This window comes from Bifidobacterium sp. ESL0800, assembly GCF_029395355.1.
Taxonomy (GTDB): Bacteria; Actinomycetota; Actinomycetes; order Actinomycetales; family Bifidobacteriaceae; genus Bifidobacterium.
Genome location: NZ_CP113913.1, coordinates 759,572 through 780,819, shown reverse-complemented (window position 1 = coordinate 780,819; position 21,248 = coordinate 759,572). Strand labels below are relative to the sequence as shown.

16 protein-coding genes and 1 tRNA gene are annotated in these 21,248 nt (G+C 56.5%); 14 read left to right on the top strand and 3 right to left on the bottom strand.

Annotated features, from left to right (window positions below):
• The first annotated feature begins 23 nt into the window (after positions 1-23).
• Both OZX75_RS03270 and OZX75_RS03265 read left to right on the top strand, forming a co-directional pair.
• A complete protein-coding gene (locus OZX75_RS03270) occupies positions 24-1,316 on the top strand; it encodes an alpha-amylase family protein (RefSeq protein WP_277146855.1) in 1,293 nt (430 codons plus the stop codon).
• A gap of 344 nt (positions 1,317-1,660) precedes the next feature.
• Positions 1,661-2,638: a hypothetical protein gene (locus tag OZX75_RS03265; RefSeq protein ID WP_277146853.1), complete on the top strand. Its 978-nt coding sequence runs from the start codon at positions 1,661-1,663 to the stop codon at positions 2,636-2,638.
• Positions 2,639-2,966: 328 nt separating this feature from the next.
• Here OZX75_RS03265 and OZX75_RS03260 read toward each other — a convergent pair whose 3' ends face one another.
• Together OZX75_RS03260 and OZX75_RS03255 are read right to left on the bottom strand one after the other, a co-directional pair.
• On the bottom strand, positions 2,967-3,665 hold the full coding sequence (locus OZX75_RS03260; protein WP_277146852.1) for an SOS response-associated peptidase: 699 nt from the start codon (positions 3,663-3,665) through the stop codon (positions 2,967-2,969).
• A 154-nt stretch (positions 3,666-3,819) separates the two neighbouring features.
• Entirely contained in the window at positions 3,820-4,224 is a 405-nt protein-coding gene (locus tag OZX75_RS03255) for a pyridoxamine 5'-phosphate oxidase family protein (RefSeq protein WP_277146849.1), read from the bottom strand.
• Between the two features lie 602 nt (positions 4,225-4,826).
• Between OZX75_RS03255 and OZX75_RS03250 the strand changes: the two genes are divergently transcribed.
• On the top strand, positions 4,827-5,726 hold the full coding sequence (locus OZX75_RS03250) for a DMT family transporter (RefSeq protein WP_348519493.1): 900 nt from the start codon (positions 4,827-4,829) through the stop codon (positions 5,724-5,726).
• A 158-nt stretch (positions 5,727-5,884) separates the two neighbouring features.
• Here the strand turns inward: OZX75_RS03250 and OZX75_RS03245 are convergent, their stop codons facing one another.
• Positions 5,885-6,913, bottom strand: a complete 1,029-nt coding sequence (locus OZX75_RS03245; protein WP_277146845.1) for a DUF1287 domain-containing protein — start codon at positions 6,911-6,913, stop codon at positions 5,885-5,887.
• Here OZX75_RS03245 and OZX75_RS03240 point away from each other — a divergent pair.
• The 11 genes from OZX75_RS03240 (at position 6,873) to tsaE (ending at position 21,204) form a co-directional block, all read left to right on the top strand.
• Positions 6,873-8,114, top strand: coding sequence for a hypothetical protein (locus OZX75_RS03240; protein WP_277146843.1), 1,242 nt, complete (start codon positions 6,873-6,875; stop codon positions 8,112-8,114). The two genes, OZX75_RS03245 and OZX75_RS03240, sit on opposite strands and share 41 nt — an antisense overlap.
• A gap of 275 nt (positions 8,115-8,389) precedes the next feature.
• Positions 8,390-8,462: transfer RNA gene (locus tag OZX75_RS03235), tRNA-Ala, on the top strand.
• Positions 8,463-8,688: 226 nt separating this feature from the next.
• Positions 8,689-9,777, top strand: a complete 1,089-nt coding sequence (locus tag OZX75_RS03230) for a YdcF family protein (protein WP_277146841.1) — start codon at positions 8,689-8,691, stop codon at positions 9,775-9,777.
• A gap of 219 nt (positions 9,778-9,996) precedes the next feature.
• Positions 9,997-10,836, top strand: a complete 840-nt coding sequence (locus OZX75_RS03225) for a histidine phosphatase family protein (RefSeq protein ID WP_277146839.1) — start codon at positions 9,997-9,999, stop codon at positions 10,834-10,836.
• Between the two features lie 348 nt (positions 10,837-11,184).
• Entirely contained in the window at positions 11,185-12,153 is a 969-nt protein-coding gene (locus OZX75_RS03220) for a magnesium transporter CorA family protein (RefSeq protein WP_277146837.1), read from the top strand.
• Positions 12,154-12,160: 7 nt separating this feature from the next.
• On the top strand, positions 12,161-13,093 hold the full coding sequence (locus OZX75_RS03215) for a transporter substrate-binding domain-containing protein (RefSeq protein ID WP_277146835.1): 933 nt from the start codon (positions 12,161-12,163) through the stop codon (positions 13,091-13,093).
• 354 nt (positions 13,094-13,447) lie between these two features.
• Positions 13,448-16,426: a leucine--tRNA ligase gene (leuS, locus tag OZX75_RS03210; protein WP_277146833.1), complete on the top strand. Its 2,979-nt coding sequence runs from the start codon at positions 13,448-13,450 to the stop codon at positions 16,424-16,426.
• A 372-nt stretch (positions 16,427-16,798) separates the two neighbouring features.
• Positions 16,799-17,668, top strand: a complete 870-nt coding sequence (locus OZX75_RS03205; RefSeq protein ID WP_277146831.1) for a ComEA family DNA-binding protein — start codon at positions 16,799-16,801, stop codon at positions 17,666-17,668.
• Positions 17,665-19,506 (top strand): ComEC/Rec2 family competence protein, encoded by a 1,842-nt coding sequence (locus tag OZX75_RS03200; RefSeq protein ID WP_277146829.1) that lies wholly within the window; start codon positions 17,665-17,667, stop codon positions 19,504-19,506. Before OZX75_RS03205 ends, OZX75_RS03200 begins: the two co-directional genes overlap by 4 nt.
• A gap of 115 nt (positions 19,507-19,621) precedes the next feature.
• The gene (holA, locus tag OZX75_RS03195) at positions 19,622-20,611 is read left to right on the top strand and encodes a DNA polymerase III subunit delta (RefSeq protein ID WP_277146827.1); all 990 of its coding nucleotides are present in this window, start codon (positions 19,622-19,624) and stop codon (positions 20,609-20,611) included.
• Positions 20,608-21,204, top strand: coding sequence for a tRNA (adenosine(37)-N6)-threonylcarbamoyltransferase complex ATPase subunit type 1 TsaE (tsaE, locus tag OZX75_RS03190; RefSeq protein WP_277146825.1), 597 nt, complete (start codon positions 20,608-20,610; stop codon positions 21,202-21,204). Before holA ends, tsaE begins: the two co-directional genes overlap by 4 nt.
• The last annotated feature ends 44 nt before the right edge of the window (positions 21,205-21,248 follow it).

Genomic DNA, 21,248 nt, shown 5'->3' with positions numbered 1-21,248 from the left:
CAGTAATGATTCGAGGTGCCCGTATGAATGATTGCAGCAAACGCATCTGGTGGCAGGTTTATCCTTTGGGCTTCTGCGGTGCTCCGGTGCGTCCGCAGTCCGATGCCGAACGTGAAATAACGCCTAGGCTCGATCGTCTGGTCAACTGGCTGGACTACATGAAAGGCATGGGCTGCAACGGGCTTTTGCTCGGGCCGATTTTCGACTCCGACACGCACGGCTACGATACCATCGATTTTTACCGGATCGACCCTCGGCTCGGCGATGACATGGCTTTCGATCGGCTGGTCACCGCCTGTCACCAACGCGGCATCGCGCTGATGCTCGACGGTGTTTTCAACCACGTCGGCAGGGATTTCCCGGAGTTCCAACGCGAGCTCAAAGAAGCGCAAGACGAGATGGAAGCAGGCAAATCCGTCGGACACGACAGCGATGACATGTTCAGCTTCTCCGTGACGCAAGACGGGACGCTTGATTATGCAAAATTCGAAGGTCATGCCATCTTGCCGGCGTTCAACCACGATGCGCCCCGCGTCGCCGATCTGGTGACCGACGTGATGACCTACTGGATGCGACGCGGCGTCGACGCCTGGCGTCTTGACGCGGCCATGACGGTGCCGACGCGGTTCTGGGCGAAAGTCCTGCCGCGCGTGCGCCGTGAGATTCCCGACGCCTGGTTCATGGGCGAGGCCATACAAGGCGATTACCCGCAGTTCGTGCGTGATTCCACCATCGACACCGTCACCCAGTACGAACTGTGGAAAGCGATATGGAGCAGCCTCAAAGACGGTAATTTCTTCGAGCTCGACTGGTGTCTGAAACGTCACGATGGCTTCCTTGAGACCTTCATACCGCAGACCTTCATCGGCAACCATGACGTCACCAGGATCGCCAGCCAGATTCAGGACGAAGGGAAACTCGCTCTGGCGGCCGTGATCCTGTTTACCGTGGGCGGCACCCCGTCGATTTATTACGGCGACGAACGGGCGATGCTGGCAGAGAAAACCGATGGTGTCGGCGGCGACGACAAGGTTCGCCCGGAATACCCCGAGACTCCGGAAGACCTGTCTGACGACGGCAAGTGGATGTATACGCTCATTGGCCGGCTTACCTCGATCAGAAGCGCCCGGCCCTGGCTGATCGACGCCGCTACAGAGCCGACGTTGCTTGAAAACAGGCATTACGCCTACGATGTCACAGCCAGGGATGGCAGCGCCAAACTTCACGTCGATTTGAATCTCGACGCCACCCCACATGCGGATATCTACGAGGGTGTCGGCGGCGCGCCATTGCTGCACGTCGAACACCACACATGATGCATGATAGATAGACTCGGATGGGCGATGCGGTTTGTATCCTGTGATTATCTCAGTAGGCTTGCGGAGATAATCACGAAATCCGTTCTGTTTCTGTGATTGTCAATGCATTTGTTTTGGTCTGCAGAGATAATCACATAATTGGGCCTTTTTCTGTGATTATCTCTGTATCTCATCAAAAAGCGCGGAGATTATCTCGGAATTCGTAATCGACGTGTGGATAGCGATGTGTATAACCGAAAAGTTATGCACGAAACGCCCGAGATTTTCCGCACTGGCTATCATTCGACCACAGTACCTGTTTTTGCCCCGCAAATCGGAGCAAATTCATTAGAGTTTGTGATATGAAGATCAACAAACGTATCGAAGACGAACTGCATGAGGCAGCGAGCCATGGACGATGTCTGTACGTTGCAAGCCACGCTGACCAGGAAATTCTTTACAGGCTTACCCGATCGGGACAGGTGATCAGGGCAAGGCGTGGTTTGTACGCATTGCAAGACATTTGGCGGAATCTTAGCGTGCAACAGCAGTATGTATGGATAATACGAGGACTGCATATCTGGCGTCCGGAATTGATTTTTGCAGGTCTGAGCGTGATTGCGCTCTACGGAATCGAGTATCCTTTCTGGCTAAACGAGCAACAAACGATATTTCTGGCGTCTACAAAAGCAATTGGTGTTGCCAAAACAAGCAAAACACGATACGTTCACGTCACACCGAACGAGACGCTCTTTGACAAAGACCGGTCCATGACCTCGGTTACTCAGGCTTTGCTTGATTGTGCGGCAAGATTCGAATTCCACGAGGTGCTGCCGATAATCGATTCAGCATTGAGAAAACGGCTGACAACGAAGTCAGCGTTGATGCAGACCTCGAAGGCTGTGCCAGCTGTTGAAGCCAGAATTGGTGTGCTGCTGCGCTATGCAGACTCAAGAAGCGAAAATGGGGGAGAGTCGCTGTGCCGCGCAATCATCATCGAAGAAGGTTTCCCGGCCCCTGAACTGCAACAGGAATTCCGGATGCAGGATGGTCGAAGATATAGGGTTGATGGATTGTACCGGCTCGCAAACGGGAAAGCTGTCGTTGTTGAATATGACGGTATGAACAAATACACCGACGCCACTATGACGGGCGGACAGAGCATTCGTCAGGTTGTTCATGCCGAGAAGCAACGCGAGCAGGATTTGCTGAATTCCGGCGTTTCGCAAATAGTGCGTTTCGACTACAAAGATATATTGCAACGTGATACGGTGACGAAAAAGCTGATTGAGGCTGGTGTTCCCCGCATCGCTGACAGAACGATGTTTTGGAGCAGATAATCAACGCCATACCTGGTCACATTGGTTATCTGATTTGTTGGGCCACTTTTACGATGTTAAAGCAGCATAAATTCAGGAAAATCGTGGAATAAACTTCGAATCGAAAGTGTGATTAGCGTCTTCGACGTACAGAGATAATCATGATAATGGGGTAAAAGTGTGATTAGCATCTTCGGTGTACGACGCTAATCACAGAAAATGCACTAAAAATGTGATGTTCTCTGCATCATGAGCGATTTTACAGAATTAATCACAAAAATGAGGCCAAAACTGTGATTAATTCTGTAACTAGTCCGTTTGTTTGCATTGTGGCATTCCTGGTTGAGGCTCAGAAAAGACTCAGGCACACGCGCTTTGCCTTCGGGCGGATGCACCGAGGTCCGTCTTCTTCCGGTGCCGGTTCGGCGACCTCATAACAATCAAGGTTTTCGGACATAGATAGGCTCGCCGTATGAATATCGTCAATGATTCCAGATCCATCGACGTGGCGATCAAGCCATTGTCCGGTCATATCACGCGAAACGAGCAACGGCATGCGGTTGTGGATTTTCGCCGCCTCTCCGACGGCATCACAGGTCAGGATCGTAGCGGTGAGCGTCCATGGGGAATCCGCGTTGTCGCGCCACCACGAAAACAGGCCGGCCATGGCGAGCATGGCGTCGCCTTGAGCATGAAAATAAAACGGACGCCTGCCTTTGAATTCGAAATACCCGGAAGCTGGGATGATGGCACGGCGGCTTCGCATCGCGTCTTTGAATGTCGGCTTTTGCGCGGCTGTCTCCATACGTGCGTTATAGGTCGGATAGGCGAGCTCCCGCTTGTCGCTGTAAGAAGGTACCAGCGACCAATAGCCGCCCGAAAGATGCCGTCGACCATCCTCGCCTGCCGCGAGGACCCCGATGGTCTGCTTCGGTTCGACGCGAAACGTTCGAGCCGGCAGTGCATAAGTGTCGACGTCTTCATCGTCGACACCGAAATCCGAAGCAACGGAGGCCCAATCAAGGTCAAGCGAAAATCTGCGGCACATTCCCACTCCTTCGTCCACTCAGCCCTGACTGCTTTAGCCCTTTGGCGCATACCAGGCAAGGCAGGCATACAAAAAGAGGACCTCCATACGAATCACGGAGGTCCTCACACTGTTCGCGGCCGGGAATCAAGCGCCCAAGCCGTTCTCAGCAAGTTCAGTCCTTGCTGATGGTGGTGCCGGCCTTGGCGCCGGCGGAGAGATCCTGGATCTCGGTGATCTCGAGCACCGGGATGGTGGCGGGCTTCTTGGTGCCCTTTTCCTCGGCGACCTTGACCTGCTCGTCGTAGATCGCATCGTCGGAGTGCAGGGTCACGTTGCCGCGGAAGCGGTAGCCCTTCTTGCTTTCGAGGTTGGCGAAGCAGATCACCAGCGGGCTGCCGTCCTCAAGGTTCTTGTAGTGCTGGCCGGCGGTGCGCTCGTGATAGGCGAGGTGGTTGTCGTCGAGCACGTACATCGACATCTTCGGGCCGAGATCGAGCTGGCCGTCCTTGCTGACGGTCGCGATCCACGCGAGGTTGTTGTTGATGAATTCCTTCATTTCCGGGGTAAGCGTAGCCATAATGCTGTCCTTTCGTTCGAACTGCTCTACATACGCTTTTATTCTACGTCGTCAGGCACTCTTTCACTAGAATAAACGTGTGACATTGCTCACCGAGCATAACAATGCCGAAAATGCAGATGTCGCAAACCGGTAATGCGGCGAAAATATGTTGCGGCTCTCATCTTCACTCCCGTTTTCAATATCTGAAATCTCAAACTGAGACAGAAAAATGTAACCAACGCGTGAAATGTTTCCATAACCGTAATTTCCCCGTATTTCTAGGCGTGTCGCGAGAAGAATATGTCTATTTTGAATAGCGGCAAACAAGGTTTGCGTGTCTGTAGAAACGGCTTGAACAGCCCTACCTGCAGATTTCGGAGACGAAGGGCAATAAGCTCGTACGGGTCGCTAGAAGCCTTGAAGGACGCGGCAGAGTTGAGAGAGAAGACCTGATTCGTTCGCTGCTGTCTTAAGCGAACAAATCAGAGAAGGACAAGAGGGAGAAGGCCATGGCGCATACGTTTGCGACCTACCTTTCGTCGAAGGGCACCGACCGCCGCGGCTTCCAAGGCCTGCGCAGCCGTCTTTCCCGCAATTTCCCGCCGAATCTCGCCAGACTCATGCTGCTGTGTTGCGCCGCGCTGTGGGGCGGCAGCTATCTGGTCTCCAAGATCGCGATGACGGCGATTACCCCGCAATGGCTCATGGCCATGCGCACCGGCGGGGCGTGCCTGATCATGCTGCTTATTTTCGGCAAGCATATCATTCCCGCGCTCAACAAGTCGATGCAGGTTCCTGCGCTCGTGGTCGGGGTCACCTACTGGGGGACGATGGTCCTGCAGACCAAAGGGCTGCTGACGATCGATCCCGGCAGAAGCGCTTTCCTGACGGCTTCCTATTGTGTGCTGACGCCTTTCGCCGCTTGGCTGGCCACAAAAAACAGGCCACACAACATCAACATCATCGCCGGAGTCATCTGTCTGATCGGCGTCGGCTTCGTCTCGCTGAAACCGGGCGGCTTTTCGCTTGCCCTCACCTTGGGGGATTGGATGACCATCGCCTGTGCCGTCGTCTTCTCGTTCAATCTGACATATCTCGGCATCTATTCCAAGAAATACAACGCGATCGCGGTCACCTTCGTCCAATTCGCCGTCGCCTGCGTCCTGTTCCTGATCGGTGCGATTTTCACCGAACCGGCTCCGAATGCTTCCTGGCTGGAACCGAAAATCATCGTGAGTTTCCTTTACCTGTTCATCGGGGCGACGACCTTGGCGCAGATCATGCAGAACATCGGCCTGGCGCACGTCTCCGCATCGTCGGCCTCCGTGGTGATGTGCACGGAGAGCCTGTTTTCCGAATTGTTCTCGATACTCTTCTGGTCGACGACGCTGAGGTTGACGACGTTGGTCGGTTTCGCGCTGATCTTCCTGGCTGTGCTCATGTCTATCCTGCATCGCTCGGTCTTCGTCAATCTGTTGCGACGGGTGGAGGATTGGGTGCACGATTGTCGTAAAAAGTAGGGGTCACGGGTTAAGAGGTTCTCGATAATAGTCTGTTTGCAATCGTCATTCGAGTAATGCCGAAGAGCCGATTATTTTGATTCCGGTCAAAACCCCTGATTCGAGAATCGGTAATACTATCATCTGCGATACGTAATAATGGCTTTGCCGACTAAGGCTCAGTGCCAGGGTTTCAGCACGTCAGCCGGTATTTTCGAAGCGTCAAAACGGTAATGTGCAAGAATGGGCATATGGTTCGGCTGGTTGAGGTAGTCGTTCTCGCGATCCTTCTGCCCCATGTTATGGATGAGGTAGGGGATTGATTTTTCATCGCGCCGGTCGGAGACCATGCCGATATGACCATTGTGCTTTTGGTTGGCGAAGAAAACGAGATCTCCCTGCTGCCATTGGTCGGTTTGGGCTGTATCGGTAGTGAGGGCCTGTCCGTATTTTTTGAAGAACACGTCCAGCACGGCGGTTCGGCGGAAATCGATATTGGTGTCGAAGTTGGAGGCGGCGTTGCGGTAATCGGCCGGATGTGCGGCAATGTCGGCGTCAACCATGTCCTTGAGGCTGTATCCGGCGTTCTTGAACGCGCGCCAGATGGTATCGGTGCAGGCTCCGCGATTGTCCGCCGGGTAGCCGCCCTGCACGTAGCTGTCGTCATAGGTGGGATGGACATTCGCGTCCTTGCGTGCGCCTTGCACGAAGTCGCTGTAATCATCGATGCCGTTGTGGTTGTAATCAACGGAACTTTTGAGTTTTTGCGCGGATCGGCCCGGCAACGAGGGGGAAGTTTTAGGCGCGCTGGTGACATTGGCGCCAAGACCCGCCGAATTCGGTTTCCGGAACTTTAGGTAGAGAAAGCTTCCTGCGGCGACCAGAGCGGCCACGAGCAATATCGCGACCAATGCTGCCGGCCAATGACGGCGGCTTTTGTGCAGCTCCGACACCGAATATTGCGTGGTATGCTGTCCGTGTTGTTGCATCTGTACCTTTCCGTTGAAGGCTAATCTAGCAGGAAAACCTTGTCTCTGCCGATATTTTGGTATTTCTTGACAATGCCGATGAAATTGCTGTGCAACCGGCGTTCGTTTCCTGTAAGCGTTCGGCAAGGTTTTGCGTATTTTCAGCTTTTTCCAATTTCGTTCGATAGGCTTAGGTATCATGAAGAATTTTTTCAAGGGAATTTCGGTCTCGCAGATCATAGCCGGTGCGCTTGCTGCGGTCACTTCGTTCCTGTTGTCCGCGAAAATCGGCATAGCCGGTTCCGTGATCGGTGTGGCTGTCGGTTCCATCGTTTCAGCTGTGGCTTCGCAGATCTATCAGAATGTGCTCAAGGAATCAAGCAGGAAACTGCAGGAAAACGCCCCTCAAGACGATGACACCGGCAGACAGGCCGCCCTTGGTGCGGGTTCCGACGACCAAACACGGGTAATAGGCTCCGACGTCCAACACCACGGTCAGTTGCGGCAACTTCCGGCTCATGGTTCACGCGTCACGCCGATGCTGCGCGACGACGGAACATCGGCGAGTCTGGCGGCTTTGGCGTCCACCAGAAAGACGGACGCTGGCTTTGATCAGCACGATGCGACCAAGACGCTGACTGCCACCCAAGTTGGCAAACATGAAAGCGATGAAACCACTCCTGCTGCAGGCAAAGCCGATCGAAATGTCGAAGGGACTCAGGTCTTGGCGCCATCGGCTTTCGGCAAGACCTCGCTGATGCCGCCGGTCGCCCGGCAACAGCAGTCGAGAGCCGGTTCCGGCAAAACGCTGAAAAGCGGTCCCGGACAACACGATGGCCATATTCGTGTGTTCGATTCTTCGAAGCAAAAACGTTATAAGCGATTGGCGATCGTCGTTGCCGTCGTCAGCGCATTGGTCGCTGTAGGCATTACCGCAGGCATCATTTCACTGGCAACCAAAGGGCAGGGTACCGATGATGTGGTTCGCAACATCGTCACGAACTCGGCCACGAAGAATCGTCAACAGCGCAACGATCCAAGCAACACTGAAAGCGATAGCAACCAGAAAACCGACGGCAACTCACAAAAGAACAACGGCACAACAGATCAAAGCAATTCCGGTTCCAGCCCTGATTCCGGGACTTCAAGTGGGTCGACTTCCAATGGTTCAGGTGGCGGTTCAGGAAACGCAAACGGCGATAATTCAGGCAACGGAAATTCCGGTAACTCCGGCAACGGAGCGGATTCAGATTCCAACAATTCCAGCGATTCTTCCAATACCGGTACAAGCAACGGCAACAACAGCGGATCTACCGACTCCGGTTCCACTGGCGGATCGACTTCCGGCAGCACCGGTACTGGTGGCAATGGCTCTGGGTCTACTTCCGGTTCTCAGACGGGCAACGGCACAACAGGCACGAATTCCGGGGCAAAGAAGTAAGTATCTCGACTGAGCGATTGAAGTGGGGAGGCGGGTACGGGCATTGGATTTATCTTGTCTGATATCTTCCTGTTTCAGGCGTCGCTTTTCTGTTTGAGCCCTTGTTTCATCGTCTTGTTTGAGACAGATAATCAAGAGGAAAGCGTTGCTTTGCCTTGTTTCGCTTCGTTTTGAATACCGTTGATTGGCTTGTAACGACACGCCGGTTTGGCGATTGAGCGAGTTTGTTGTAAAGTATCTAAGGCTTCGCAAGGAGCAATAACTTAAACAAGAACGGGGCTATGGCGCAGCTGGTAGCGCATCTCCATGGCATGGAGGGGGTCGGGAGTTCGAATCTCCCTAGCTCCACAGGTAAGGCTTTCGAGGTTTTCCTCGGAAGCCTTTTTCATATCGTTTTCGCGTTGTACCCGGCGGTTCCCTGTTTTTTGTTTCTTTCTGGGTTGTTGTCCGTATGGCCCGTAATTAGCCAAGAGAACGTATGCTTAAGGTACACATTGGAGTACATATCCTGAGTAGTGATATTAGGTGCGGAATCGAACCGTCAACAACCAAGTGACGAGAAAAGGTGGTCATCATGACCGATTCATGGCAGACGGTCCTGCTGTATGGACCCAGCGTGGTGTTCGCCGTGTTGCTGCTGTTCTCGGTGATAAGGGAGCCTCGACGGTTCCGCAACGCGATTTGGCTCGCCCTGTTCCTGCTGTGCCTTTCGAGTGCAATGATGCTCGATTTCTGGCGGGATTGGGCATTGATCCCGATTGTGCTGGTGGTCGCTTTCACGCCGGTCGTCGTCGTCGGGTTTCTCCTTGTCAACACCATCGTTGTCGTAGGCCATGAAGGTTTTTCGCTTTCCACCATCCTGCCTGCGTTGTTCGCCATCGTCATGATGGTGTGCGTCGCGGTGTATCCGCTGACCTTTTATTTCAACGCGCCTCGGTGGGGCAAAGGCGTCGGCCTGCTGATCGCCTTGGAAGGCCTTTGGTTCTTCTTCACGTTCGCGGCGCTGCTGCTGTATTCCACGATTTACCGGATTCTTCCGAGACGCCGAAAATACGATTACATCATCATTCTCGGGGCGGGATTGCAGGGTACGAAGCCCACACCGTTGCTGCGCGGGCGAATAGACAAGGCCGTCGATTTGTGGAACCGGCAGGATCGGCACGGCCTCTTTGTGGTTTCGGGCGGTCAGGGAGCCGATGAGGAAATCAGCGAAGCCGAGGCCATGAAGCGGTATCTGGTAGAGGTTCGGGGAGTGCCGGCCACAGCAATCATCAAAGAAGACCGGTCTACTACCACCCTGGAAAACCTGCGCAATTGCAAGGCGATCATGGACCAGCGTGATGGCGTGAGCGGTATCGGTTCCGGCGAGGGCACCGTCGTGTCTCAGACGTCTGAGACAAAGTCCAAGCGCCTCGAACGTATGAAAAACCGCCTGTCCTGCCCCTACCGCGTGGCCGTGGTCACCAGCGACTATCACGTCTTCCGCGCCAGCGAATACGCCCGGCAGCTGGGGCTCAAATCCGACGGCATCGGCAGCCATACCAAGGGTTATTACTGGCCGACCGCCTTTATCCGCGAGTTCATCGCCATCAGCAAGGCGCATTTCTGGCCGTATGCGGTCATCGTCGCGCTGTGGGCGGTGTGGATGCTGCTGGCCAAGTGACGGAAGCGATGACATGGTTATCGTCGTCGGTCTTTCTATGATGTTGGCGGCCAACAGGGCCAAGTTAACTGACGTAACCGGCGTAACCATAGGATTGGTGTATTCGGCTCCAACACGTTTCGGCGTTCCGTTCATCGTTGGGGTGCGGCACAATAAAACCAGTGATATGACACAAAACTGTACGTCATACTATAGGGGATACCCGGAAACGGAGAGAATATGATCGACGAAGTCATTTTGTTGCGCCACGGAAGGACAGCCTATAATGTCGTCCACCGCCTGCAAGGCCAAATCGATGTCCCGCTCGACATCATCGGCCAGTGGCAGGTCGACCAGACCGGACTTGAACTTGCCAAGCGCTATTACTGGGCGAAAGTCAGCAATATAGCCGCCAACCCGGATCTGCTGCCACAGCCGGGGCCGCAGGCGGCCGAACAAAGCGATACCGGCGAATACCAAAAGGTCCCTGCAGGTGAGCGGAAGATGAAAGTGATTTCCAGCGATCTGTTCCGTGCCGCTCAGACAGCGCACGCTTTTGCCGACATCCTCGGTCTGCCGGTCACGCTCGACAAGCGTCTCAGGGAGCGCAGTTTCGGGCAATGGGAAGGCAAGACCCGTCCCGAAATCAAAGAAATGGACGCTGAAGCCTACCGTTCGTGGCGTGCTCACGAGGGAGGCGAGACCAAGTATGGTGTCGAGACGCGCACCGAGGTCGGAGCCAGAGGAGCCAAGGCCGTACTCGAACTGCTCAATGAGAACGCCCAAGACACGGCTGCGACCACGCTGATGCTTGTCAGCCACGGATCGTTCATCGCCGCGACCGTCGAAACGCTGCTCGGCATGGATCCGGAGGTCGACGAACTCGGCAACATCCCCAATGCCTACTGGTCGACACTCAAGCCTCGCATCCAACCTGACGGAAGCTGCAAGTGGACGCTCGCGGAATTCAATTGCGGACCGGTGATATCGACAATTGCCGATTGGTCCAACGGACCCGAGGAACTGCGCTACCCAGGTATGGAATTGATGAAACCACTGCCTGTCACCGATACCGTCTGAGAAGCCAATGTACGGGCGCGAAGATGGTTTGGCACAACATCTTCTGCCGGCACGTCTCCGTCTGAACGGAAATACCGGCCAAACCGAATCAGGCGTTACGTATCCGGCAAAGCCGCAAGCCGCATATATCTTTTGTCGGATACATAACGCTATGCGCAAATTATGGCCGAGAAGTTCCAGCTCAAGGGTTATCCTTGAATTTTGGGTTAACAGCAGGAATCCGGAATGGCGTCCACTCCTTTTGGTTTCAGGACAGGCGTTCCGGTGGCCAGGACGCACGGTCGACAATCCTACCGGCGTCTCCTGCAAGATCCGTACAGCGAATGACGCGAAAGGCGGGTGGCAGACATGTTGAGGATGTTCAATACGATCAACGGACAGGTCGAACAGATCAACAAGCTGGAAAACGGCTCATGGATCTGTCTGTCGAACCCAACTGACGTCGAACTGGCCACCGTCGCTTCGTCCACCGGCGTCGACCTTGCCGATCTGCGCGCCCCGTTGGATGACGAGGAGCGTTCCCGCGTCGATTCCGAAGACGACTACACCATGATCATCGTCGACATCCCGACCGTCGAGCAACGGGACGGACGTGACCATTACGAGACCATCCCGCTGGCCATCATCGTCGCCGCGCACACCATCATCACCGTATGCATGCAGGACACGCCGGTGCTCCACCCATTCATGGAAGGCACCATCCGCGGCTTCAACACCTACATGAAGACGCGGTTCGTATTGCAGATTCTTTATCGCAACGCCACCATGTACCTGCGCTACCTGCGCATCATCGACCGCAGCTCCGACAACCTCGAACTGAAACTCCAGCACTCGATGCAGAACCGTGAGATCCTGCAGCTGCTTGAACTTTCGAAGACCTTGGTCTATTTCACCACCAGCCTCAAATCCAACGAGATCGTGATGGAGAAGCTGCGGGTGACCGAAAAACTCAACTCGCTCACGCACATCAAGCAGTATCCGGAGGACGAGGACCTTCTCGACGACGTCATCACCGAAAACAAACAGGCCATCGAGATGGCCAACATCTACAGCGGCGTCCTTGCGAACATGACCGACGCCTCGGCCTCGATCGTCTCCAACAACCTCAACAACGTGATGAGGATCTTCACCATCATCTCCATTGTCCTGGCGGTTCCGACCCTGATCTTCTCGATGTACGGCATGAACTTCCAGGACGGCATGTTCGGCATGCCCTTCACCAATACGCATTGGGGCTTCTTCATCGTCGTGGCCATCTCGTTGGTCATCACCGGGCTTGTGGCGTGGTGGCTGACACGCTCTAAGCTCTTCAAGTAGGTTCTGGATGCGACGTTCAAGATTGAAGCCCTGTTCTTCATCAGGTAAAAGAGACATACGCCGGCATCTCAAAGCGACGCTTGCAACGGTTTGCGGGGTCGGTCTGCTCTGCTCGGCTTCCGCCTGTGGGGCGACCCAGACACCGCCTTCCGCCAATGTTCCCGAAGGACCGACCATCGCCATAGCCGTTTCCGGCGACCAACCAGGACTCGGCTTGGAGCACGAAGGCCAATACTCCGGTTTCGATATCGATGTCGCTGACTACGTCGCCCAGAAGCTCGGTTACGCCCGCAAACAGATCGTTTTCAAACCGGTGAATGTCTCATCTGCGGTCACGACGCTGGATCAATCCAAGGCCGATATGATCGTCTCATCGATGCCGGCCGCTATCACCGCCGGCTCAGGCCTGCAATTCGGGATGTCAGAGCCTTATCTCACCGATCCGCTGGGGCTGCTCGTGCCTACACGGCTGGAGCACGATTTCACCGATATGTCTTCATTGGACAACCAGGATATCTGCACGGTCAAAGGGACGGCCGACGGAGGCAAGTTGGCTTCGGCTGTTCCTGCCGTAAGGATCCAGGAGCGCGACACCTATCCGCAATGCCTCACCGCTTTGCTCGCTGGCGAAGCAAACGCCGTGGCTGCGGACGCGGCCATCCTGCACGGGCTTGCTTCCAGCGTCGTCGAGCACGATGTCATGGTTTTGGGCGAGGGGGCTTCGTCGTCGGCGCCTTTGGCCAAAGCGATTGCACGGGTCGCAACGGTTCGCCACGCCGTGATGATTCGTCCCTCGGACGGCGAGCTCACCAGGAAAATCAACACCATTCTGCACGACATGGTCAAGGACGGCTCATGGCAGAAAGCCGCCGATGCCATGAGCCACGACATCGGCTACACACCCGACCCGACTCTCAACTCTGCAATGGCACGTCACTGAGCTTCCCGATATCGCAATGGAACAAGGCTTATCCGGTTTGCCGTTTCGCTGGCCGGAATTCTGCCGATATAGCCGACTCCCGCTGCTTCTGTGATTATCTCTGTATCGTGGGGCAACTTGCGGAGATAATCACGAAATCAGGCCGTTTTCTGTGATTATCTCCGCATTTATGGTCGTAATACGACGGTAATCACATTATCGGGTCGTTTTCTGTGATTATCTCTGCACCTTCTTCAGCATGATACGTGAAATCGCTGGCCCGACTGCCGGATTCATCCCGGTTCACCATCGTCGGCGACCATCCTTCGGAAATTTGCCGGCATGTGTCCAGTTGAGCCGCGATAATTCCTAATTATGAGCGACAATGAGCAGGGCGCGGCTTCGAGCGCCAATACAGCAAGTGTTCCGTCATACCGATACAACGCACAGATGGCGCAGGACATCGAGGAAAAATGGCAGAAAACGTGGGATGAGAAGGGCACCTTCTGGGCCGCGAACGTCAAAGGCGATCTGAGGGACGGCAACGGGCAACTTGCCGACGGACGTACCCCGTACTTCGCGATGGACATGTTCCCCTATCCCTCCGGCAAGGGGTTGCACGTCGGGCACCCGCTGGGCTATCTCGCCACGGATGTGGTCAGCCGCTACCATCGTATGAAGGGCGAGAACGTGCTGCACGCCATGGGCTATGACGCCTTCGGCCTTCCCGCCGAGCAGTATGCCGTGCAGACCGGCCAGCACCCGAGGGTGACCACCGAGGCCAACATCGCCAACATGCGCCGCCAGCTGCACCGCATGGGCCTGAGCTTCGACAACCGCCGCACCTTCGCCACCATCGACCCCGGCTACATGCGCTGGACGCAATGGATCTTCTCGCGCATCTACGACGCGTGGTACGACCCCGATTTCGTCCGTCCTGACGGCGGCAAAGGCTCAGCACGTCATATCGACACGCTGATCGACCAGTTCAAGAGTGGCGAACGCGCCATCCCCGGCTTTGAGGGTTCCGGCAAGGGCTGGGACGAACTGACCGAAGCCGAGCAGGCCGACGTGCTGAACGATTTCCGTCTCGCGTATATCTCCAAGTCGCCGGTCAACTGGTGCCCTGGTCTCGGCACAGTGCTCGCCAACGAGGAGGTCACCGCTGAAGGCAAGTCCGAACGTGGCAACTTCCCGGTCTTCCAGCGCGAGCTGCGCCAGTGGTCCATGCGCATCACCGCCTACGGCCACCGCCTGATCGAGGACCTCGACATCATCGACTGGCCCCAGAAGGTCAAGCTCATGCAGCGCAACTGGATCGGCGAATCCCACGGTGCCTCTGTCCACTTCAAGGTCTCTACCCCCAACGGCGAGCGTGACATGGAGATCTACACGACCCGCCCCGATACACTCTTCGGCACCACCTTCGCCGTGGTCTCGCCCGAGCACGATTTGTTGGCCGACGCTCCTGCGGCATGGCCGGAAGACACCCCGGAAAGCTGGAAGGGCGGCTATGCCACACCTGCGGAAGGCATCAAGGCCTATCGTCTGGCGGCCGAATCCAAGACCGCGCAGGACCGCGTCGACGAGGGTGGCGAGAAGACTGGCCTGTTCACCGGGCTCTATGCCGTCAACCCCATCACCGGCGATAAACTGCCGCTGTTCACCGCAGACTATGTGCTGATGGACTACGGCACCGGCGCCATCATGGCGGTGCCCGGCGGTGATCAGCGCGATTATGACTTCGCCCAGAAGTTCGGTCTGCCGGTCATCTATACCGTCGAACCGCTGCCGGATTCGGGTGAGAACCTGAGCGATTACGAAGGCAAGGCGCCGTTCGTCTCCCACGACGGCATCGTCATCAACTCCTCGACCGAGCACACGCAGGCCAAGGGCGACGCGCTGAGCCTCGATGGGCTGCGCGTCAACGACGCCATCGACAAGGTCAACGCCTGGCTCGAGTCCGCGGGCGTGGGCAAGGGCACCGTCAGCTACCGTCTGCGTGACTGGCTCTTCTCCCGCCAGCGCTACTGGGGCGAGCCGTTCCCGATCGTCTATGACGAGGACGGCGTGCCGTATCTGCTGCCGGACTCCATGCTGCCGATCAACCTGCCCGACGTCCCGGACTACAGCCCGAAGACCTTCGACCCGATGGATGCTGAAAGCAATCCAGAGGCTCCGTTGAGCCGCAACGAGGACTGGGTCAAGGTCACGCTCGATCTGGGCGACGGCCCGAAGACCTATTACCGTGACACCAACACGATGCCCAACTGGGCCGGTTCCTGCTGGTATTACATGCGCTATCTCGATCCGAACGACACCGAGCATATGGTCGATCCGGACGAATACGAGTACTGGATGGGCCCGAACCACAACCAGGAATCGGGCAAGACCGGTGGCGTCGACCTCTACGTCGGGGGTGTCGAACACGCGGTGCTGCATCTGCTCTACTCGCGTTTCTGGCACAAGATCCTCTTCGATCTGGGGTATGTCGATTCTCCGGAACCGTTCCACAAGCTCTTCAATCAAGGCATGATCCAGGCCTACGCCTACACCGACGACCGTGGCCAGTACGTGCCTGCCGCCGAAGTAGAGGAAGGCCCGGCCACCAAGTCCGGCGAGCCGACCTTCACCTGGCACGGCCAGCATGCCAACCGCGAATTCGGCAAGATGGGCAAGAGCCTCAAGAACATCATCACCCCCGACGACATGTACGCGCGCTACGGCGCCGACACGTTCCGCCTCTACGAGATGAGCATGGGCCCGCTTGACGAGTCCCGCCCTTGGAACGACCGCAACGTCGTGGGCGGCATGCGCTTCCTGCAGCGGCTTTGGCGCAACGTCGTCGATGAGAACACCGGCGAGGTCACCGTTTCCGACGAGGCAGCGGACACCAAGACATTGAAGCTCTTGAACAACACCATCGCCGATGTGACCGTCGAGATGGAGAACATGCGCCCTAACACCGCCATCGCCAAGCTCATCGTCTTGAACAACTTACTCACCGGGCTCAAGACCGTGCCGCGTGCCGCCGTCGAGCCGCTGATTCTCATGCTCTCGCCGATCGCGCCGCACATCTGCGAGGAGCTGTGGCAGAAGCTCGGCCACGACGAGTCGCTGGCCCATGAGCCGTGGCCCAAGGCCGACGAGCGCTACGTGGGTGAGGATTCCGTCACCGCCGTCGTGCAGATCAAGGGCAAGGTTCGCGCCAAGCTCGAGGTCAGCCCCTCGATCGACCCCGACGAGCTCAAGGCGATGGCGTTGAAGGCCGTGGCTGACCGCTTGGGCGGCAAGGAGCCGCGCAAGGTCATCGTCAAAGCGCCGAAGATCGTCTCCATTGTTCCGGCCGAATAATCGATAAACGATACTCTCGTCGGTCATGGTATGAAATGGCATCGAACCGTATCTGACGATTGACGCGAAAAGGACACCGGAATTTAGACCCGGTGTCCTTTTCGCGTATTCAGACATGGTCCCATGAATTCAGCCATACATGATATACGGAAATTCGTGAATCTTGGGACTGAATAACGCTATTGATTCGTTGAATGGTTTCGCCTGCTTTTTGATTTCCGTGCCTCCGCATCAGTCTGAGAGTTGTGGATGAATGTGGATGATTCGGCGGTCGAAGGCCCGACACGCCTCAAATGTGGATAACCCCTATCATCCGACCACAGTGGCCGTTTCGGCTCGACTTTTGCCTGCCGGTCAGTCATGCTTGAAGGTATGGGTATTCATTTCGGCGACACAACACACGACGAAGGCCGGTCCGTGGCGACACGGCTTCGCTCGACCGCGATGTCCCGTGACGAATCATCTAGCAACAGGCGCAACCACGAGGGCCAGGAACTCTTGAGCGTCGGTCTGCCTCCTTTGCCGCCAATCGAGCAATGGCTTATCGAACCGGAAAATACACAGGAAAACCAAAAGGAAGGCAGCGCCGCTTCCACCAACGTCGAAGTCCGTGATTTGACGGGCGATCGTGATTCTCATCAGGATGCTTTTGTCGAGGAGCCGTCAGAGCAAACATCTTTCCAAACGGACGCCGCACGCAGAACCGTCCCTAGACTGGTGTTCAAACCCATGCAAGCGGTCGCGGTGATATTGGTGTTGGTGGTGGCGTTGTGCGCCAGTCTGACGATGCTGGTGACACAGGCCGTCAATTACAACAAGCAACAGGCCGAAGCTTCATCATTGGTAAACACTCGAGCCGGTGCCGGTTTGAAAACCAAAGATTCCGACCAGCCTGGGGGAAATCCTTCGAACAAGGGCAAGACTTCCGGTTCTTCTTCGGCTTCCTCTGAACAAGAGGAGCGCGATTCCGGTACAGACGCCGGCTCGTCGTACGCAGGCCAGCCCGCACAAACCGGAAGCGGACAGAACGCATCCTCGGGCAATGAGAGCAACCTCGTCAACCTCAATACCGCCGACAGCACACAGCTGCAGCAGATCAAGGGAGTGGGCCCGGTGATGGCCCAGAAGATCATCAACTACCGTTCGTCGATCGGCCGTTTCACCAGTGTCGACCAGCTGCTCAAGGTCTCGGGCATCGGGCAGAAGACGCTGGAGAAGATACGCGGGCAGGTGACGGTATGAACAAGTGGCTGAACGATTCTCGCGGTTATGAACAGGGCAGCAGGGACTGGCGGATGCTTCCGGTGGCGTTGTGCGTATGGGCCGTCGTATTGGCTTCGCACATGGTCTTTGCCCGCCTCACAGGGCAGCAAGGCGATTCGACTTCCAACGGGCAAGCTGCCGGCGGCTCAGGTGCGTCTGGTTCGCCGTTTGCCTTGGCTGCGGATTGGCTGATAGGTTCATCAAACGAGAGAATCGTCCTCCCGATGGTTATGCTTCTTGCGTTGATGGCTGCTCTGATTGCCCTGCTTGTCTTGTCCCGGCGATGGTTAGGACGCCATTGCGCAATAGCGCGGATATTGCGAGAATCGCGAGGCAATAAAAGAGTGTGGGCGGCGGTCCTCGCTTGTTCGGCTTTGACGGCTTTGATCGCCTCGATGGGTGCCGATATCAAGGCATATCATGACCCTGTCATGACCCTGGCCAGAAATGGCGAAAGTGAGGTCGAGGCAAGAGTGCGCCTCGATTCGCCGATAACCGCTGCAAGCTCATGGCAGGCGGACTGTCAGGCCAACGCGCATCTGACGGGCTTTATGCACGATGATGTTCGACAGGCCAGCAACTCTCGTATCGTTGTGTACATGAACAAACCGTTGTGCGGGAGGCTGTCGGATGGTGAAACCGTAACGGTATCCGGTAGGGTGGAAGCTGCGAGATACGGCATGCGACCAATCTGGTTGACCGCTGACGATGACGCCAAGATGCGGGTGCTCGAACGTGCCCCGCCGGTTGCTCGTCTGATCGATTCCATGCAACGTTCGTTCTTCTCGGTGACCGAAGGGCTTTCCGAGCAAGGACGGGTGCTTGTTCCTGGATTGACGATAGGCCTTTTGGGCCAGGATTTCATGGGTGCGGGCGTTACCGGGCGCGAACCGGTCAACGCCACGTTCGCGACACTGCTTGAGATGCATTTCAAGGATTCCGGCATCATGCATCTGATGGCCGTTTCCGGCGGTCATTTCGCGCTGATCGGCAGTCTGATACGCTCGGGTTGCGCCCGGTTCCTCTTGCCACGCCAGATGGTGGCGGTACTGACGGTGATGGCCTATGTGGCGCTCGCGAGCGCCATGTACCCTTCCGACTCGGTGATGCGAGCGCTGATCATGGGTGTCTTCGCTTCTTTGGCCTTGTTTGCCGGCAGAAGGCCGCAGGCGATCAGTGCGCTGTGCTGGACAGTCGTCTTCACCTTGCTGGCCGATCCCGCGATGGCGAGAAGCTATGGTTTCGCCTTGTCGTGTGCGTCGGTGCTGGGAATTGTGCTGTGTGCCGGCCCGATATCGGAGCATCTTTCGACACTCTTGCCGAAATTCCTTGCAAACGGCATTTCGGTGACCCTAGCCGCCCAGCTGTTCACCTTGCCGATACAGGTGATGATGACACCGACATTGCCGTTGCTGTCGGTTCCCGCGAACCTGGTGGTGGCTCCGTTTGTCGATTTCTCCACGCTGACGGGCCTGGCGGGTTTGGTCTTTTCGCCGTTGGCCCCTCATTTGGCGTTTGTGTTGGTGTGGCTGTCGAGTTGCGGAACTTCGGTGATGCAATGGTGCGCGGATACCATCGGCGGTGCGCCAACCGCCACCATGCCTTGGGCCGGTGGGGTTGGAGGGGCGTTGATGGTAGTCGTCTGCGAAGTCGGCACGGTACTGCTGTTCAGGGCGTTGTCCATTATGACGAAAAAGCGCAATCCGAAAGGCGTGGTAACCAGTGATGACGGTTTGCTCATGCGAGTGAAAAGCAAAGGAGCGATATGGGTCAAAGAAACCGAACAAATGTTCGAACAGGTTGGCAAGCCGAGTTGAACCGAGAGACACGGCGCATGTCCACCGATGACACCGCATCGAATATCATAGAAAGTCGTAGGAGTTCCGCCGCGATGGTGGCCATATCAGGTAACCGAAAGGAATCGAGGGTGTGATGGCTGGAAAAAGGACTGCACAACAGACCCGATTCGTACTGGTTGTCGGAGGAGACGAGTTTCTCAACGAACAGCAGGTGCGCGATTGCCGTGACGCTGCCGCAAAGAACGGCCCGGAAGCCGAGGTCATCGAACTCGACGCCGGCGAGGCGGGCCAATACGACTTCGACGAAGCTGTGAGCCCGTCCCTGCTCAGCGCAAGCTCCATCGTCATCATCCGTCACATCCAGAACGCCGACGACGCCCTGGCCGACACCATGGTCGACTATTGCGCCTCCATGGCCAAAGATCCTGCCGAAGCGACGGCCACGGTGATCGCCCAGCATGATGGGGGCCAGAAGGGCAAAAGGGTCATCGACCGGCTCGCCAAAGCGGGGGCCGCAAAGAAAAGCATTCCCGACCTCAAACGTGCCGACGCCAAACTGAACTTCGTCATCCAATGCTTCGAACGCCGCAAACGGCGCGTCGATCCGGCAGCCGCCCAGCAGCTGGTGGCCGTCCTAGGGGAGAAGACCGGTGAGCTGGCGGCCATGTGCGAACAGCTTTGCTTTGATTTCGACGATGACCCGATCGGCCTCGATCTGGTCAATCGGTATCTGACCGGCAACGCCGAAGTCACCGGATTCGCCGTGGCCGATGCCGCGCTTGCGGGCAACAATGCCAAAGCCATCATCGACATGCGCTCCGCCGTCGCCCAAGGCACCGATCCCATCGCCTTGGTGGGCGCTCTGGCGATGAAACTGCGCACGCTCGCCAAGGCTTCGGCGGTGCGTTCCGGTGCCATCTCCCAGGCCGAGGCGAAAACCAACCCCTGGGTGTTGCGCAACGCGACACGGCAGCTGAGCGGATGGACCTCGGACGGCCTCTCCAGATGCATCCGGACACTCGCTTGGGCCGACGAACAGAACAAGACCAACGGGGGAGACCCGATGTACGCGCTGGAACGCTCCATCGAACTGATCAGCCACAAAGGACGCATGAACGTATGAGCAATGAATCTTCGTATACCCTTGAAATACCGACCGAAACCGACATGCAGGATCTCGGAGAGAAAGTGGCGGCAAACGTCCACGGAGGTGACGTTCTTCTGCTTTCAGGGCCATTGGGTGCCGGCAAGACCACTTTTGCGCAGGGCTTTGGAGCGGGGCTCAATATCGACGAACCCATTGTTTCCCCGACCTTCACCATCGCCAGGGAACTCGATGGCAGGTTCGTCGACGGCACGCACGCCCATCTGGTGCATGTCGACGCCTACCGGCTGGGAGGCAACGATTTCGCGCCCGGACAAGACACCGTTGACAGGCTGCTTGACGAGTTGGAATCGTTGGGGCTTGACGAGGAGCTTGAAGATCCGGGCGAGCATACAGTCATTCTGATGGAGTGGGGCGAGCAGATGGCCTCCGCTTTCGCGCCCGAACGTCTCGAAGTGCATATCGACCGTCCGATTGACCGTTCAGCCATTGCAGCGCACATCGATGAGACGGATGCAGAACTGAGCGGTGACGGCATGCGTACGGTGACCTTCGTTCCCGTCGGCGCACGCTGGAAGGATTTCAACCAGCAACTCGATGAACGCCACTAGGCGAAGGCCGACGAATCCGTTTCGTAGGTCGTACCGAAATGTAT

Excerpts from the sequence above, each read along its gene's own strand:
- OZX75_RS03270 (WP_277146855.1), top strand. The coding sequence starts at position 24 with ATGAATGATTGCAGCAAACGCATCTGGTGGCAGGTTTATCCTTTGGGC.
- OZX75_RS03265 (WP_277146853.1), top strand. The coding sequence starts at position 1,661 with ATGAAGATCAACAAACGTATCGAAGACGAACTGCATGAGGCAGCGAGC.
- OZX75_RS03260 (WP_277146852.1), bottom strand. The coding sequence starts at position 3,665 with ATGTGCCGCAGATTTTCGCTTGACCTTGATTGGGCCTCCGTTGCTTCG.
- OZX75_RS03255 (WP_277146849.1), bottom strand. The coding sequence starts at position 4,224 with ATGGCTACGCTTACCCCGGAAATGAAGGAATTCATCAACAACAACCTC.
- OZX75_RS03250 (WP_348519493.1), top strand. The coding sequence starts at position 4,827 with ATGCTGCTGTGTTGCGCCGCGCTGTGGGGCGGCAGCTATCTGGTCTCC.
- OZX75_RS03240 (WP_277146843.1), top strand. The coding sequence starts at position 6,873 with ATGAAGAATTTTTTCAAGGGAATTTCGGTCTCGCAGATCATAGCCGGT.
- OZX75_RS03245 (WP_277146845.1), bottom strand. The coding sequence starts at position 6,913 with ATGATCTGCGAGACCGAAATTCCCTTGAAAAAATTCTTCATGATACCT.
- OZX75_RS03230 (WP_277146841.1), top strand. The coding sequence starts at position 8,689 with ATGACCGATTCATGGCAGACGGTCCTGCTGTATGGACCCAGCGTGGTG.
- OZX75_RS03225 (WP_277146839.1), top strand. The coding sequence starts at position 9,997 with ATGATCGACGAAGTCATTTTGTTGCGCCACGGAAGGACAGCCTATAAT.
- OZX75_RS03220 (WP_277146837.1), top strand. The coding sequence starts at position 11,185 with ATGTTGAGGATGTTCAATACGATCAACGGACAGGTCGAACAGATCAAC.
- OZX75_RS03215 (WP_277146835.1), top strand. The coding sequence starts at position 12,161 with ATGCGACGTTCAAGATTGAAGCCCTGTTCTTCATCAGGTAAAAGAGAC.
- leuS (WP_277146833.1), top strand. The coding sequence starts at position 13,448 with ATGAGCGACAATGAGCAGGGCGCGGCTTCGAGCGCCAATACAGCAAGT.
- OZX75_RS03205 (WP_277146831.1), top strand. The coding sequence starts at position 16,799 with ATGGGTATTCATTTCGGCGACACAACACACGACGAAGGCCGGTCCGTG.
- OZX75_RS03200 (WP_277146829.1), top strand. The coding sequence starts at position 17,665 with ATGAACAAGTGGCTGAACGATTCTCGCGGTTATGAACAGGGCAGCAGG.
- holA (WP_277146827.1), top strand. The coding sequence starts at position 19,622 with ATGGCTGGAAAAAGGACTGCACAACAGACCCGATTCGTACTGGTTGTC.
- tsaE (WP_277146825.1), top strand. The coding sequence starts at position 20,608 with ATGAGCAATGAATCTTCGTATACCCTTGAAATACCGACCGAAACCGAC.